The organism is Veillonella intestinalis, assembly GCF_943192895.1.
Classification (GTDB): domain Bacteria; phylum Bacillota; class Negativicutes; order Veillonellales; family Veillonellaceae; genus Veillonella_A; species Veillonella_A intestinalis.
In genome coordinates this window covers 237,290-253,321 of sequence record NZ_CALPCB010000001.1, presented here as the reverse complement: position 1 = coordinate 253,321, position 16,032 = coordinate 237,290, and the positions used below count along the sequence as shown (strand labels likewise).

General features: G+C 40.2%; 16 protein-coding genes. All 16 read right to left on the bottom strand.

Annotation, left to right across the window (positions count from 1 at the left end; all coding sequences use genetic code 11):
- Positions 1-93: 93 nt before the first annotated feature.
- Complete coding sequence (locus NFR27_RS01175) at positions 94-468, bottom strand: PaaI family thioesterase (protein WP_251441608.1); 375 nt, start codon at positions 466-468, stop codon at positions 94-96.
- A 95-nt stretch (positions 469-563) separates the two neighbouring features.
- Positions 564-1,778 (bottom strand): o-succinylbenzoate synthase, encoded by a 1,215-nt coding sequence (gene menC, locus NFR27_RS01170; protein ID WP_251441607.1) that lies wholly within the window; start codon positions 1,776-1,778, stop codon positions 564-566.
- Between the two features lie 160 nt (positions 1,779-1,938).
- Positions 1,939-3,390, bottom strand: a complete 1,452-nt coding sequence (gene menE / locus NFR27_RS01165) for an o-succinylbenzoate--CoA ligase (protein WP_251441606.1) — start codon at positions 3,388-3,390, stop codon at positions 1,939-1,941.
- Positions 3,391-3,407: 17 nt separating this feature from the next.
- Positions 3,408-4,250: a 1,4-dihydroxy-2-naphthoyl-CoA synthase gene (gene menB, locus NFR27_RS01160; protein ID WP_251441605.1), complete on the bottom strand. Its 843-nt coding sequence runs from the start codon at positions 4,248-4,250 to the stop codon at positions 3,408-3,410.
- A 125-nt stretch (positions 4,251-4,375) separates the two neighbouring features.
- Complete coding sequence (menH, locus tag NFR27_RS01155) at positions 4,376-5,290, bottom strand: 2-succinyl-6-hydroxy-2,4-cyclohexadiene-1-carboxylate synthase (protein ID WP_251441604.1); 915 nt, start codon at positions 5,288-5,290, stop codon at positions 4,376-4,378.
- Entirely contained in the window at positions 5,280-7,031 is a 1,752-nt protein-coding gene (gene menD, locus NFR27_RS01150; protein WP_251441603.1) for a 2-succinyl-5-enolpyruvyl-6-hydroxy-3-cyclohexene-1-carboxylic-acid synthase, read from the bottom strand. Before menD ends, menH begins: the two co-directional genes overlap by 11 nt.
- A 15-nt stretch (positions 7,032-7,046) precedes the next feature.
- A complete protein-coding gene (locus tag NFR27_RS01145; protein WP_251453874.1) occupies positions 7,047-8,210 on the bottom strand; it encodes an isochorismate synthase in 1,164 nt (387 codons plus the stop codon).
- A 104-nt stretch (positions 8,211-8,314) separates the two neighbouring features.
- Positions 8,315-8,611, bottom strand: a complete 297-nt coding sequence (locus NFR27_RS01140; protein ID WP_251441601.1) for an ArsR/SmtB family transcription factor — start codon at positions 8,609-8,611, stop codon at positions 8,315-8,317.
- Between the two features lie 73 nt (positions 8,612-8,684).
- Entirely contained in the window at positions 8,685-9,311 is a 627-nt protein-coding gene (locus NFR27_RS01135; RefSeq protein ID WP_251441600.1) for a hypothetical protein, read from the bottom strand.
- Positions 9,301-10,794 carry a DUF2157 domain-containing protein gene (locus NFR27_RS01130; RefSeq protein ID WP_251441599.1) on the bottom strand — a complete coding sequence of 498 codons (1,494 nt, stop codon included), beginning with the start codon at positions 10,792-10,794 and terminating at the stop codon, positions 9,301-9,303. The genes NFR27_RS01135 and NFR27_RS01130 overlap by 11 nt, the downstream gene beginning before the upstream one ends.
- Positions 10,795-10,855: 61 nt before the next feature.
- Positions 10,856-11,305: a universal stress protein gene (locus tag NFR27_RS01125; RefSeq protein WP_251441598.1), complete on the bottom strand. Its 450-nt coding sequence runs from the start codon at positions 11,303-11,305 to the stop codon at positions 10,856-10,858.
- 116 nt (positions 11,306-11,421) lie between these two features.
- On the bottom strand, positions 11,422-12,660 hold the full coding sequence (locus tag NFR27_RS01120; RefSeq protein ID WP_251441597.1) for a hypothetical protein: 1,239 nt from the start codon (positions 12,658-12,660) through the stop codon (positions 11,422-11,424).
- 16 nt (positions 12,661-12,676) lie between these two features.
- Positions 12,677-13,435, bottom strand: a complete 759-nt coding sequence (locus NFR27_RS01115; RefSeq protein ID WP_251441595.1) for an amino acid ABC transporter ATP-binding protein — start codon at positions 13,433-13,435, stop codon at positions 12,677-12,679.
- A gap of 11 nt (positions 13,436-13,446) precedes the next feature.
- On the bottom strand, positions 13,447-14,100 hold the full coding sequence (locus NFR27_RS01110) for an amino acid ABC transporter permease (protein ID WP_251441594.1): 654 nt from the start codon (positions 14,098-14,100) through the stop codon (positions 13,447-13,449).
- A 118-nt stretch (positions 14,101-14,218) separates the two neighbouring features.
- Positions 14,219-15,028, bottom strand: coding sequence for an amino acid ABC transporter substrate-binding protein (locus NFR27_RS01105; protein WP_251441593.1), 810 nt, complete (start codon positions 15,026-15,028; stop codon positions 14,219-14,221).
- Between the two features lie 422 nt (positions 15,029-15,450).
- Positions 15,451-15,939: a hypothetical protein gene (locus NFR27_RS01100; RefSeq protein WP_251453871.1), complete on the bottom strand. Its 489-nt coding sequence runs from the start codon at positions 15,937-15,939 to the stop codon at positions 15,451-15,453.
- Between the last annotated feature and the right edge of the window lie 93 nt (positions 15,940-16,032).

Genomic DNA, 16,032 nt, shown 5'->3' with positions numbered 1-16,032 from the left:
CTAAACTCCTATACTTATTTTGCTGTACTAACAAACTATTTAGTCTTTTCTATCATTACTTAATCTTTTATTACACTAATAAATGCCACAAGCCTATTTTTCCATACGAATCAATGCATTCACAACGGTTACCTGAGAAATAAGTTCATCTTGTTCATTCGTCAACTTAATCTCCCATACATGATTTCGCTTGCCATTATGTAACAAGGTTCCTTTAGCTTTTAATACACCCTCAGCTTTCATAGCCTGTAAGTGCTGGGCTGTAACAGTCTGACCTACCCCAACATACATACCTTCCCCCATATGATTACTAGCCATACCAGCAATCGCTTCACAAAAAGCGATGGTAGCACCACCATTTAGGTAACCAAAAGGTTGTGCATGAAAAGTAGATAACTGCATAGCACTTTCAAAGCCTGTATCGGTCATATTCACATATTGTATCTGTAACTGATCAACTAAATTCATTATTTTATCCTTACATTTATATTTATATTTATATTTACATCTATATTTATCTTTATCTTAGCCTTAGCTCTCATTTCACGAGCAAACTAATACAGCTAACAAAATTCTTGACAATCTAATGCGTACGCCTTCAACTGCTTTGTATCAATCGCCGTTCCTAAACCCGCTTCAAAATCAACAGGCATATAGCCTTTTTGAAATTGAATCGGTGTTGTAATAATATCTCGTTCAAAATAACGGTTCATGTCAGACAAATCGCCGGCCATCCAGGTATCTGCTAAGGCTGCCAATTGTACATGCATATATTTTGAAATACCACTTTCCACCATGCTACCAATCCAATAGCCAATCTGCTTTTCACGACAATATGCTAAGCAACGCAGTGTTTCACGTAAACCACCTAAACGACCAATTTTAATGTTCAACAGATCTAGCCAACCCGTTTCATACATAGCTTGCAACTCTCGAAGTGATTGTACACTTTCATCAAAGCATATAGGACTTTGAATAGCCTTACGCAAACTTTGAGGCAACGAAGCATACACTGTAACCCCCGTCTCGCCTTTTGGTATCTGAAACGGCTCTTCTAAGGAGCGTAAATTATAGGCATTTAAGGCTATTATATCATCCACTTGTTCAAGAGAAAAACTGCAATTAGCATCGCCAGCTAATATAATCTGGGGAAAGGCTTCACGAACAGTTTGCACCCGTAAAACCGCATCACGAGGTGTCAATTTTAATTTAATTCGGTCACATCCCTGTGCCTCATGAGTGGCTACTGCTGTTAATAATTCACTAATCGGCATATCTCCTAAAACAACACCAGATGCTATATTTCCATTCTTATGACCAGGTACTAATTCATCAATAGTAGACAAACCTTGTTCCCCATAATAGGCGTGAAGCAAGGCATTTTCAAGACCAGCCCAAGCCATAGGATAGTGAACACGCAAAGCATTAGCCTCTATTGGCAAGACATGATAACAGTCCCAGGGGCTCTGCAAAGTTTTACCAATGAAGAACGGCAGCCACGTAGTCTCCAGTATTTGTTTACTCTTAGACAACGTCTCTGCCGTATAAAAGGGATCCGTAAATGCCACTACTTCACCATAGCTGGTATAACCTGTAGTCGTAGTCACTTCAATAATTAAACTTTCTCGTGTCTTTACAGTGCCTTGAGCTGTTTTAAAAGTAAAGCGCAAGGGCAAAGCAATATGCCACAACTTAATAGTTGCTATAGTAATTGCTGGCTTATGAGTGACTGCCTTATTGTCTTTACCACCTGTCCCTATAATTTCTAGTTTCGCCATGCCCTCACACCTCCTTTTGTATAATAAATCCTTCAGCAATACAGTAAAACAATAACATAACCAAGATACTAAGAACCTGACTGTTAGCTATTGCGATTGGCGATTTACTATTAGCTATTGCCTATTGCCTATTACCTATTACCTATTGCCTATTGTCTGATTACATATCTGCCGCTTCTTCCATTAAAGTACGACGCATAATTTTACCTGAATTATTGCGTGGTAATTTAGCTAAGCGACAAATCGCTTTTGGTTGTTTATAACGCCCTAAATGATTGAGTAAATGTTCTTTAACCGCTTTCACAGACGCCTCGCCAGCGTAATACAAAATAGGAACCTGCCCCCACCGTTCATCAGTCTTAGGCACTACTGCACATTCTGTAATCCCCACTAGACGATATAAACAGTCTTCTAATTCTTTAGGATAAATATTTTCACCACCAGAAATAATAATATCTTGTCGGCGATTGACTATATATAAATAGCCATCTTCGTCTAAATATCCCATGTCATCCGTATTGAAAAAACCTACAATAGGCGGTTGCCCTAAATAGCCCGTCATCAGCATAGGTGACTGCAACCAAATCTCACCAATCCCCGCTTCATCAGGATTACGAACTTCAATGACAACCCCCGGCAGCGGTTTACCTACTGCTTCACATTTGGCAGGCTTAGCCAACACATTAACCGTTGCACTTTGGGCAAATGTCTCTGTCATGCCATAGGTTTTAAAAATTGGCATCTGCTTAGCTAAACACACATCTACCAAAGTATTAGGAATAAATTCGCCCCCTAAGAGAACAACGCGCAACGCATGCGTAGTAATTCGATCTACAATACGTTGTAACACGGTGGGCACTAATGAAACCATGGTTAGTTTACCAGAAGTAATTGCCTCTACCACACGGTCTTCCTCAAAAGAAGACATAATCGTAGCCGCCGTACCATTATACAGAGTGCGCAAAATAATAGATAAACCCGAAACATGAAACATAGGTAACACAGTTAACCAATTATCCTGTGAATCTACCCCTAAAACTTGAGCCGATGCCTTCACATGGGCTTCAATTTGCCCCCACCGTAAAGGCACCGATTTAACGGTTCCTGTTGTAGCACTAGTATTCATAATCGCCGCTATGGCTTGATCCATTAAAGGCGGTACCAAAAGGCCTTCAAAGCATTGAACTAACCGAGTCCGTGTCGCCTTATCCATAGGAGGTAACTTAGGCCAAGTGCGCCAGGCCACTTCATTAACAAAGCTATGATGAGGCCGACAAAAACGACCATTGCAGGTTTCTTCTACCTTTTCTTGCACCCTTGGAGAGGCAAAAATCAATTTTACTCCCAATGCTTGTGCCTGTTCTTCTTGTTCAGCAACCGTCAAATGAGGATTAACTAAAAAGACTTCTTTTCCTAAAGACCATAAAGCAAATAAAGTTATGGCCATATCCACAGAATTTTCACTACAAAGGCCTAAGCGCATATCGTCACGCACGACGGACTCTAAAAAGCCCGCTTGCAATACAGTGCATTCATAAATCGTTTTATAAGTATAGCCATCAAGAAAGGGCTGGTTTGGTGTTGCTTGCGCCCGCTCGCGTAACCATCGCATATACTAAGGGCCTCCTATCAAGGGAATTTAGGGAATTGTTTGAAATTAGGTTTACGTTTTTCTTTAAAGGCATCACGGCCTTCTTTAGCTTCATCAGTAGTGTAGAACATAAGCGTAGCATCACCACCAAATTGTTGTAACCCAGCTAAACCATCTGTATCAGCATTGAAGGAAGCCTTTAAGAAACGAAGTGCCATTGGGGACAATTGAAGAATTTCTTCACACCATTTTACCGTTTCTTCTTCCAATTGTTCAAAAGGAACTACTGTATTAACAAGACCCATATCTAAGGCTTCTTGCGCTGTATATTGGCGACATAAGAACCAAATTTCACGCGCTTTTTTATGACCTACTAAGCGGGCTAAATAGCCAGCACCATAGCCAGCGTCAAAAGAACCTACTCGAGGACCTGTTTGACCAAATTTAGCATTTTCAGAAGCGATAGAAAGATCACATACAATGTGAAGCACATGACCCCCACCAATAGCATAACCATTAACCATAGCAATAACTGGTTTTGGCGTAATGCGAATCAAATGTTGTAAATCAAGAACATTCAAACGAGGAATGCGATCTTCACCTACATAACCACCATTACCGCGTACACTTTGGTCACCACCAGAGCAGAATGCTTCTTTATTCACATCGCCACCATGGTTAGCACCGGTCAAAATAATAACACCCACTTCGGTATCATCACGAGCAATCGTAAATGCATCAATTAATTCCACCACCGTTTTAGGACGGAATGCATTGCGAATCTCTGGACGATTAATAGTAATTTTAGCAATGCCATTATATGTTTCATAAATTACATCTTCATAACCACGATCTAATACTTGCCAATCAAATTTGCTCATAATAAGCCTCCTTTTAAATCAAAACAATATATATAATTACCTTTATCATTTTGCACGTATATTATGTATAGCCTACTACAACTATCACTCCTAGAGGGAAACGCTATAGGCATAGTTAATAAACGTTAACTAATTCGTTTGTCATTATAATCAGATAAAAATAAATTTACAATTTCATTAAATGCTTGTGGTGCCTCTACATGTACATTGTGACCTACATCTGGCACAATAACATGCGATACATTTTCACAAATTCCAAAAATGGTCTGCCCTATGTCCGTATATTTAGTATCTAACTCACCGGACACGTAGAGAATTTCTAATTCTAAATCAGCAATTTGATTACCTACATACAGCGTCATACCCTGACCAATACCACGCAATGTATGAGCGAGTACCTCAGGCGTATTACTTAAGCGCCGATCTTTTATAGTCTGTTGCACCGCTGGTGATAATTTTTGTTGCGTCTTAAAAATGGGCAGTTGTGACCACATGGCTTCAAACCATTCAATGGAATGCGTTTCTATTTTATTAGCCAATTCCTTATCTGCCATAGCCCGTTCTTGACGCACTTGCATATCTTCAATTCCTGGTGCAGCTGATTCCAGCAACAAAAACATCAATCGCTCAGGCTCATACATAGCCGCATATTGTAAGGCAATGCGACCACCCATTGAATAGCCCAAAATACCATAGGATTCATGACCTACTAACGTATGAATCAAGGTATACAAATGACGTAACACTGTATCTAATTGGTACATAACAGGATCATTGGAACGATCAGATACACCATGACCTAGAAAATCAACACAATATAGACGAAAACCGGGAATATTCAGTTTATCCCATGTATCACCAGCTTCAGCAAAACCATGTAAGCAAATCAATGGCATACCTTCCCCCCGTAAAGAAACATGGTAAGATACATTATCAATATTGATATATACATCATCGGCTGCTTCTAAAACCGCTTCTACCTCCGACCGCTCACCTTGGTCATACACATGTGTTTCGTCTGTATCAAATTCATTTTTCATACACACTTACCGTATACTTTCTGTGAAGTTCACGACTGACTTCACGATTTGTTTTTACTTCTAATATATGGATACCACCTATTGCCAGCGCCTTTTGTACGCTTTGAGGGAAAGTTTCATAATCAGTAATCACCTGATATTGAACGCCCATCAAGTCAGCTAAAGCACTATAAGTAAGGCCTTGGGGGGTACCAAATAAATATTCAAAATTAGGAACCCCTTTTTGCGGTAAATATTCAAAAATACCGCCCCCATCATTGTTAAATAGCACGATTAAAAGATTGAGCTTCTCAGTCTGTCCCATCACAAGACCATTCATATCGTGGAAAAAGGATAAATCGCCAGTTACCAATACAGTAGGTTCTCCATAAGCAGCACCTACACCTAAGGCAGTGGACTCTACACCATCAATACCATTAATGCCACGATTGCCATAAATTTTTATTTGGTCTGTACCTTGCGACCAAAAATAATCAAAATCACGAATAGGCATACTATTGGCAACAACCACATTAGTACCACTAGGTAATACTTGCTGTAATTCATAGACAAAGCGACCTTCAAATAAAGTACCTTCTGTAGCCACCTTATTTAATTGTTTGCGCATAAGGCGCTGTGCCTGTTGCCAGCGATTGACAAAATCAGCTACGTCCTGTGTTATAGGCTGCTCTTGCCCATTATCATTCACTAAGTCAGCGCCAGCCTTCATCTTAGTTAAGCTAACTACCATTTGTTCTGCCCAGGCTTTAGGGTCTACCTGAATCACGATATTCGTAGTCAATGCGCCATTACGATAAGCTGCACCAGAATCTATTTGGTAACATACAGCTTGCGTTTGCTGTTTTACAAATTGTTGTAAACGCTTTGAAACGGGAATTTGACCAAATAGAAGAATATAATCTGGTCTCAACGCCTCTTGCCAATCAGGATTACTCAAAAAAGCATCATAACTATCTATAAGTAGTTCATCACTGACAGCCCGCATAGGTGATAAGGGATCTGCTAAGATTGGTGTTTGTAACTGCTGTGCTAAGGCTAATAAAGCTGTCCGGTAATCCAATGACCAACTTTCATGACCAGTAAGGGGGCCACAAAGCATAAGACCACGCTTACCTTGCAATTCCGCGGCCAACGTTTCACCCTCAGCTATACTAAGTTGACCTTGTCCCAATAATTTTTGGAACGGTTTTGATTGACGGCCTTTTTCAAAATAAGTAGCTTCTGTATAAGGCACCAAAGGTTCTCGCAAAGGTACATTAATATGAACTGGCCCAGGCACTACATCTGTAGCCGCCATGTAGGCTCTAGCCATAACTTGGCGTGGATATATAAAATCGCCCTCACAAGGACTTAAAGTTTCAAAATGCTTTACATAAGAGCCAAAAAGCTTTATTTGATCCATTGTTTGCGGTGCCCCTATAAACTGAGCCTCCGGTGGTCGATCAGCGGTTAATACAATTAACGGCACTCGACTATAGTACGCCTCAATAAGCGCTGGATAATAATGAGCGCCCGCCGAACCTGAGGTGCATACTAAAACAACAGGCTGTTGAGTCCGCTTAGCAATTCCTAAAGCAAAGAATCCTGCCGAACGTTCATCAATATTCATATATGTTTTGTATTGACCTTGCGCCATAAACAGCATTGCCATAGTTGTCGACCTAGAGCCACCGCTAAAGACTACATGACGGGCCCCTAACTGATATAACTCATCGACAGCAGCTGCTATATATTCATTCATAGTCATACCTCAATATCATAATGCGTTTAAAATAGTTTGCAATTTTGTAGCTGTTTCGGTATATTCCGCTTCACAGTCAGATTCTGCAACTACACCACAACCAGCATAGGCATATAAATCTTGTCCCTGAATCAAGGCAGAACGAATGCCTACAATCAATAAACCATCGCCCGCTTCACGAAATAATGGCGTATTACCACAGACCCAACCTAGAGGAGCAGCATATAAACCACGCTCATAAGGCTCATATTTTTTCAATACCGCTAAGGCTGCCTCGCGAGGCTCTCCGCCCATAGCCGGCGTAGGGTGTAAAGCTTTAGCCATAGTTAATATAGAATCTTTAGTATCATGCCCATATAATAACGTTCGTAAATGATATAAATTAGGCAATTCCATAATATGCGTTTCTTGTACATCAACCTTATCACACAAGGACAGCATGGTTTGGCGAATACGGTCAATCACAATTTGATGTTCCCGCAAATTTTTTGGGTCCTCCAATAGACGAGCGCCACCATCTTGAATATGGTCTTTTTTGAGGGTTCCTGCTAAAGCATAACTCATAAAATCTTGACCACGCTTACGAACTAATACTTCTGGCGAAGCACCTAGAAAAACAGCCTCCCCTTTCCCATACGCAAAGATAAAGGCCCCTTGATTTTGAGCCACTAAATTACCAATAATCGACGTACTTTCAAAGGGGCGTTCACTATGAAAGGCCACTTTCCGTGAAGCTACTACTTTGGTAACTTCACCGCTATGAATAGCCTGTTGAATGCCTTCAAAGAGTTGCTCCCACGCTGGATAATCACCAGTGGTCACCATTTCATAGGCATGCTGTACGTGAGGTATTGCACTTTCGCTCACAGTTGGGGCTTCACTATTAATCGTTACCCAATACGCTTTTCCTTCTTCTTTTACATAGTAGTGCTTAAACACTACTAATTCATTGCCCATGCCTTGCCAACTATCATCGTTAATCGTGTCAAAAAAACTTTGGCTATACCACGCCCAAGGATAATCAGCTAATTCGGCTTCCGTAATAGCTCTCACTCGTTCAGCGGCTACAATAACACGATTTACTTGCGTGTCATGCCAGTAAACACGCTCACTTCCATCAAAGTGTTGCCATACGGCCAATGGATTCGTTATGTCTGTAGAAAAAATTGTATATTTCATAAAAATCCTCATTGTTAAACTATGTTGACAATTTATTATACCATTGTCACGGACTAAAAGAAAACCGCCTACCTAGGCGGTTTATCTCGTATATACAATTGTCCTTATTGATGTGAAACGTGTTCAATACCTTGACTTAATAGTACAACCACATGCTCATCATTTAAACTATATAAAGCAGTCTTGCCTTCTTTGCGAAATGTAACTAAACGAGCTTGTCGCAACACACGCAATTGATGAGAAATGGCTGATTGCCCCATCCCCATAGCCTCTGCTATATCGGTAACACACATTTCCTTATTCAATAGCTGTTGCACAATGCGTATCCGTGTTGGATCACCTAATACTTTAAATAAATCAGCCAACTGTTGTACATCTACTTGCCCATGACTTACATCCATGACCCCACTCCTATACTCTACGAATTTTATTTGCCTTTTATTATATACCTAAAAGTAGGTCTTGAGCCAGTCTTTATTCACCGACCGTCACCATTACACCACTAGCAGCGGGTTCACCAATCTGTTCAACAGGCGTACGACTATCCAACTCTTGTTGCGCTTCACTTTCTGGCGTTGCCATCTCTAAGGCCACGCCCCGTGAATAAACGCCAGTTACAATACCATAGCCATCTTTAATTTTTAAAGTCGCCAATAAGGTTCCCTTGTACGTAGTATAAAATTGAGGATTCACTTTATTTAAGTCTAATGTGACCCGATTAAATAATAGTTGAAATTCTACATCAGTGCCATCAATTTTGGTAACGCGGGCTAAAATATAATCCCCAGAAGTTGGCTTTGTATCCGCTACGCCTTTCACTTCTAAAATCCCATTAGCCTTAGGTATCACCCACACATATACTTCTTGATTCACCGCCGGCAAAGTTGTCCCTTGCCAAGGAGCTCGGCTTCCTAAAAACTTCACCTCTAAATAATCAGAAGGTATCCAACTAGCCGTTCGTGACAAGGACACTGGCCACTGATATTCTCCACCGCCTTGTAACAGCGAAGTAGACCTCTGTTGAATAAAGAAGGGCGATACTAAGGTCACAATGGCTACCACTAAGAAAAGCAACCATTTTACATACACTTTATTCAGCATCGTTAGCCCCCTCCTTTCGACCTACGGAATCTGTAGCTATTCGGTTTTCCTCACTGGTAGTACCGAATTGCTCATTGGGAGTTATCTTATTGTCCTGTACTAACTGACTATCCTGTATTTCAGGTTCATCGTCATTCATTTGACTCGACCGCCGTACGCGACGATTCGCTTTTGCTACGGATGAATTAATTTGTACCTGCTGAGCTTGTTTTCGCCACATATAAAATAGATTTACTACAAAAATAGCACTACCTACTACAATGAAGGTGAAACCACGCTCTACAAAGGTAAACGCAGGATCAAAGAAGCGAGCGCCAATCATCGCAAGGAAGGTAAAAATACAACCATTTACTAATGCTACTCGTTTAGACATAGTGCCTTGCCATAATAATACTATCGCCAAACAAATAACATATAAATTAAAAATAATAGAAACTGTCAACGGTGTTATGCCCGCATGAGCTAGCCCCATAAGTATACCAACTACGATAGGGCATAGAACAATTAGCATCTCAGGGCCCTGTCGTTTTTGCCACAATGCATTTAGTGACCCTAGCACTAAAGCTAAGGCTAACACAGCTAGTACAATACTGAGCCAATTTATGTTCGCCACAGCTTCATCTTGCCAAGTCTGAAGGAAGGTGCCATATACAACAACATACATGAGACCTAACACACCTACGCCACGGAATGGGAGTGACCAAATTCCCTGTTCACGCGATAAACTTCCTAGAGCATAAGTAGCTGCTGATAAAGCCGCCACAAAGAATAGACCTAAAGATAACTGATAGGAATTAATGGTGAAGAAAATAGCACCAAAAATAGCGCCTACATATACCCAAGAGAGCCATAATAACGATAAATATGACTGACTTTGTTTACGTAATTGCTCTGCAAAAAACGGACTTCCCGCAGCTAATAACAGCCACAGCCAAATAGGTTCGCCCCAAATGGTCACATCATGAGCAGATACACTCCAAGCCAAGCCGATAAGCAAATAGGCCATCATAGTAAAATGAGAGCCCAACAAATACACCACGGGCAATATTAAGACCATACACAAAAGAGCGTAAAATCCAAGCCCTTCGCCTGTATAATACGTATCCCCCATAAGCCACGTAGATAACAGTAAGGCTAATGTATAAAAAAGCCCCACCCCTTCGGCATATAAGCTACTGCGCGGTGCTTTCCACACGCCAAGACCGAGGGCAATGACAGCTACTAATAAAAGGGCTATACACCAATCCATACGACCAGCCGGCGAAAAGCTATACCAATAGCCGGCAAATAATAAAAATAAACCTAAACTAATTAATAATAAACCTAGCAATAATACCAACAAGCGACGCCATGAAGGCCCTTTTTTAGTTTCAATGGTACCGTAGAACACTTTCATTTGAGCGGCATGTTCTTTGGTAATCCACCCCTTTTCTTCCCAAGTTGGTAGTTGCTCATGAAGCCAGACAACACGTTGTTTATTCATAGCGCCTCCATTCCAAAAAGAGGCTTTGCCCTCTGTGAGCAAAGCCTCTTTTGTGACAACCTTATTTTACAACGAGCACTGGGCAAGTAGAATGACTCGTTACATAACTACTTACGCTGCCCATGAATAAGCCTTTCAAAGGTCCTAAGCCACGGCTACCCATAACAATTAAATCAGCATTAAATTTCTTTGCTACAGCTAAAACAGCAGGACCAGGTGAGCCTACTTCAAACACATTTTTCACAGTAATGTCTGCTGGCACATCCTTAGCCACTTCTTCAAGGATTTTTTTGCCGGTTTCTTCCATATCTTCTGCAATTTGTTCTGACACATACCCACCGCTAATTGGTGTTTGGTCAAAATTAGAAATAGCAGATACAATATTCGCTACATGTACGATAATAAGCTGTGCTTCATTGCGTTCACAAATAGACACGGCATGTTGTAAAGCTCGTTTAGAGTTTTCAGAACCATCAGCTGGTACGACAATTGTTTTGTATTCTACTTTCATGTGAATCCCTCCCACTGGTGAATGAGCTTAAATCATTCACTCTGACTTCTTCTATATTTAAGTATTCTCTATAAATATATAAAAGTCCTTTTTTCTTATGAAAAAATTTTTATTTTTTATAAAACAATAGTGCCACTCGTAGTAAGACCCTTATGCTGAATCCGTACCCCTTCTACGAGCTTCATTAATTCTTCTATAGTCTGGCCATTATCCGGAGTCATAACGCGAGCCACTACAGCTTCCCCTTTATCAGTCAAGGTAATGTAAGAAGCAAATTTAATCGCACTACCTTCACCACGTTGCAACGTACCTGCAATCAAGCTTCCTGTATTATGATTATCAATCAATGTTTTGTACGCTTCAATAGTGGCGCCATAATTATTTACTAACTCTTCTACATAGTAATCAGCCATTTCTTGGCGCGCTGTCATAGTTGGATAAGCCGAAGCGCCATCTAAGGCCACCGTTTTTTCCATAGAGAATAAACCTACTTCAATGCGATAACTATCTTTAGATAACACTGCACCCGTATTACCCTTCGTCAATACTTTAAAACCCTTTGGCTTCACAAAACTAATTTCATCATTGAGCACTAAGTCCCCCACATTACGATATTTTTCTTTTAATAATTTAAAAGAAGGCAATACAGTTTTAACAATCCCCTGATTCATGTAGTCCGTATATTTACTTGGGTACATCATAGTCAATGTATAACGCTGAGTTGGATCTTGGGACATAATAAATTCAGCGTCAAAGAATGTAGAGCCTGTATCACCAGCATCACTGCGTACGAATGAATCCCAACGAGCTGTGGTAGCCCCTTTATAATCAAATAAGTCACCGTCTAAGGTGTACCCTTTAAGATCTGAGCGATTTTCACGCCATAATGCTAAATAGCGCTCTTTTGTCATATTCGTGACTGACTCATTATACCAAGTGGTATTCCATTGGGCTAAGCTCACATTGCCTTCTACAATATTGTCACGTTTTGTAAAAGATAATAAAAACGGCTCAGCAATGGAACTTTCTGCTAAATTAAAGAAATAGCCTCGTTCTGTACTGCCATCATCTTTGGCTTGCGATTCATAACGGCCATTCGTCAAACGCCAAGGCACAGTAAAGGTAAACCCTTCATGATAATCACGAACTTCAGTAGTAACTGTAGTCGCATACGACTGATACGCCGCTGGTAAGCTAGCTTCACTATGAACCCCTCGCGCTTCAAAGGTCTGTGCCTGCGCCGTTGCTTTCGTTGTATCATACGTTGGTAAACTCTTTGCATAGGCTGTCCCCATTACACCTAATAAAGCGCCTACTGCTAAAGTAGCCAGTTTTGCGTGCCAATGTTGCTTCATAATATAAGTCTCCTTTTTATAGCATAGAATCTAAAAATGCTTTGGTACGTGGTGACTTAGGATTGGTAAAGACTGCTTCTGGTTCCCCTTCTTCTTGGATAATACCATCAGCCATAAAAATAATGCGATCTGCTACTTGCCGCGCAAAAGCCATTTCATGAGTAACAATAATCATCGTCATATGTTCCTCCGCTAACTGCTGAATGGTGCGAAGCACTTCACCAGTCAACTCAGGATCCAAAGCTGAAGTTGGTTCGTCAAAAAGCATAATGCTTGGATTCATCGCCAAGGCACGAGCTATGGCAACACGTTGTTTTTGACCGCCTGATAATTTAGCAGGATACACATCGCGCTTTTCCCACAATCCAACTTTTTTCAATAGTTGCTCCGCTATGGGTGCAATATCTACTGTCTTCATGCCTTTTACCATTTGTGGCGCAATTAAAATATTCTCCCATACCGTCATATGAGGGAATAAATTGAATTGCTGAAACACCATGCCCATTTGTAACAATAGCTGTTGCTGTGTTTTTTTATCACTATACACAGCCGGACCATCTCCTGTCGTTTGTACCAAAGATGTACCATCTACTACTATTGTACCACGGTCTATCATTTCTAGCTGGCCTAAACATCGTAAAAAAGTAGATTTTCCTGATCCAGAAGGGCCAATAATGGCTACTACTTCCCCTTTTGCCATAGATAAACTTACATTTTTCAGAACAGGTAAGCCATCAAAGCTTTTTTCTATATTCTTCATTTCAATAAAGCTCATATGTATCGCTCCTATTCATCATACACAGCATAACGCTTTTCTAAGTAGTTAAAAATATTTGTCAACACAAAGGTCATAATTAAATAAAACGCCCCTGCTACAATAAAGGCTGATGTATCAAAGTCACGTTGGACGATGCCACGAGTAATGCGCAATACATCATTCATAGCCAAAATATACACTAAAGACGTGTCTTTTAATAAATTAATTGTTTCATTCGCGAGAGGGGGCAAAACGCGTTTAATTACTTGCGGTAAAATAATTTTACGCATCGTTTGTACATAAGTAAAGCCTAGTACTTTAGCCCCTTCATACTGCCCTTTAGGGATGGATTGAATCCCACCACGGAAGATTTCACATAAATAGGCCGCATAGTTTAAAACAAAGGAAATCACGGCTGCCGTTGTATCATCCAACTGAACGCCTACATAGGGAATGAAAGGCAGACCATAGTAAATGAATAAAATCTGTAACATAAGTGGAGTTCCACGCATTACATATACGTAAAACGCCATAATTTTGCGAACAATACCGATAGGTGATAGCCGTAGTAGAGCGGCTAAAATACCCCCTGGTAAGGATAATACCAAGACCACTGTAAATAGTGATATTGTCACGCCTAAGCCATTAGCAATCACAGGCGTAATCTTCAATAAATAGTCCATGTAACTGACTCCCTTCAAAGAAAGAAAGGAGGTAAGGTTTACCTCCCTTCTTACACTGTTCTTATTTACATATCCTTGTAAATGCTCACAGCGCTTACGCCGTTATGCTCTCTGGATATTATTTAAAACCATCTTTATTTAATAAATTACTATTACCGAACCATTTTTCAGCAATTTTATCTGCTGTACCATCGTTCATCATTTCTTTGAGCACATCATTCATCTTAGCTTGCAACGCCTTATCATCTAAACGGAAGCCAACGGCCATTTTATCAGCACCGTAATCCCCATTAGCAACGCGGAACACGCCAGGTTTCTGAGTCATTGTATATTGACCGACAATGCCATCTACCACCAAGGCATCAATACGACCTAATTCAAGATCCATGAAGGCATTAACAAAATCACCATATTTTTTAACTTCTTTAATACCACGTTCTTGTGCATCCTTATCAAGAATTGGTTCTACATTACTACCTTGTTGAGTACCTACGATTTTACCCGTTAAATCTTCTTTGCCTTGAATGGCTGAATCATTACGTACCACAATAATTTGTTTATCTTGCACATATGGAGTGGAGAATAAAATATTCTTTTCCCGATCTGGTGTAACTGTTACACCATTCCACAAGGCATCAATACGTTTACTCTTAAGTTCAGCTTCTTTACTATCCCAATCAATGGCTTTAAATTCTACCTCCATGCCAGCTCGCTTAGCAGCTTCTTTTGCTAGGTCAATATCGAAGCCTACGATTTCACCTTTGTCATCACGGAAACCCATTGGTGGGAAATTGTCGTCTAAGCCAATAATCATTTTCTTAGGTAACTCCCCCGCTCCATTGCTACTTGTATCAGAACCACAACCAGCGGTGAAAGCTACTAAAGCTAACATGGTCATCCCTAAAGCTGCTAATTTTTTCATATTCATAACTAAGTCCCCTCTTTCTTTTTAGTCGGTACATTTAAAATTTATGAACTTATTTTACTTCATCTAGCTAAAGTTGTAAAGTATTAAATTTTAATTTTTAAGATATATTATTCATAATTAAATGAACTAAAACGCATAAGTAGGGTATAAACCCCTCTACAGTGAATCAAGCTTTGTATACGGGAAATCAACTTAGGATAGGAGTGAATTAAAATTAACATGCAAGAAATCAAAATCAACATACAAAGAATTAGACTTAACATACAAAGAATTAAACTTGGTATACAAAACATCAACCTTGGCATATTAAAAAGGCCCAACATATGTTGGACCTTAGATTATAACTAACTATGTAATTACTTTTTAAATGTACAATCATTAACTAAATGTGCTACCTCTTACCCACTATGAAGTACAAACCCTTATGAGCCACTATGGCTACGCTCATCAATTAAGGTCAACAGTTCTAACTTCTGATTGTACTGCACAAATTGTAAATCCACCATAACAATTAAGATACCACCCGTATCGGTAACCATATGAATTTCTTCCCAGTTAGCAGTAAATCCCATAATTTGACTATAGGGAATAAAGGTGTAATAATTATCGCCATTCCACAGCATATCAATGCATTCCCATAGGCTAGCCGGACGACGCCGTATGACAATCCCCTTTTCACAAACATACACCAAAGGACGGCGTTGGCGGGTCATACGCCATACACAAAAACCTACAATAAAATAGTCAATGGCAATCTGATTCCACACAACCCCTCTTTGGGCATGCCACATAGCCCATGTAGCTACAGCCCCAAAGAATAGCCACATAACCCAAGATACTACTATATAGTCGGCAAACGTTCCCTCAACCTCGCCACAAGGAAAGCGTTTAGCTACTTCTTTTTCATCCATAGCCACACCTCCAGCCCCAAGCCCGTATAGCTCAGCTAATCAAAACCCCTACTAGCATGCTATTAACCGTACTCAACACTACCATACCAAGTA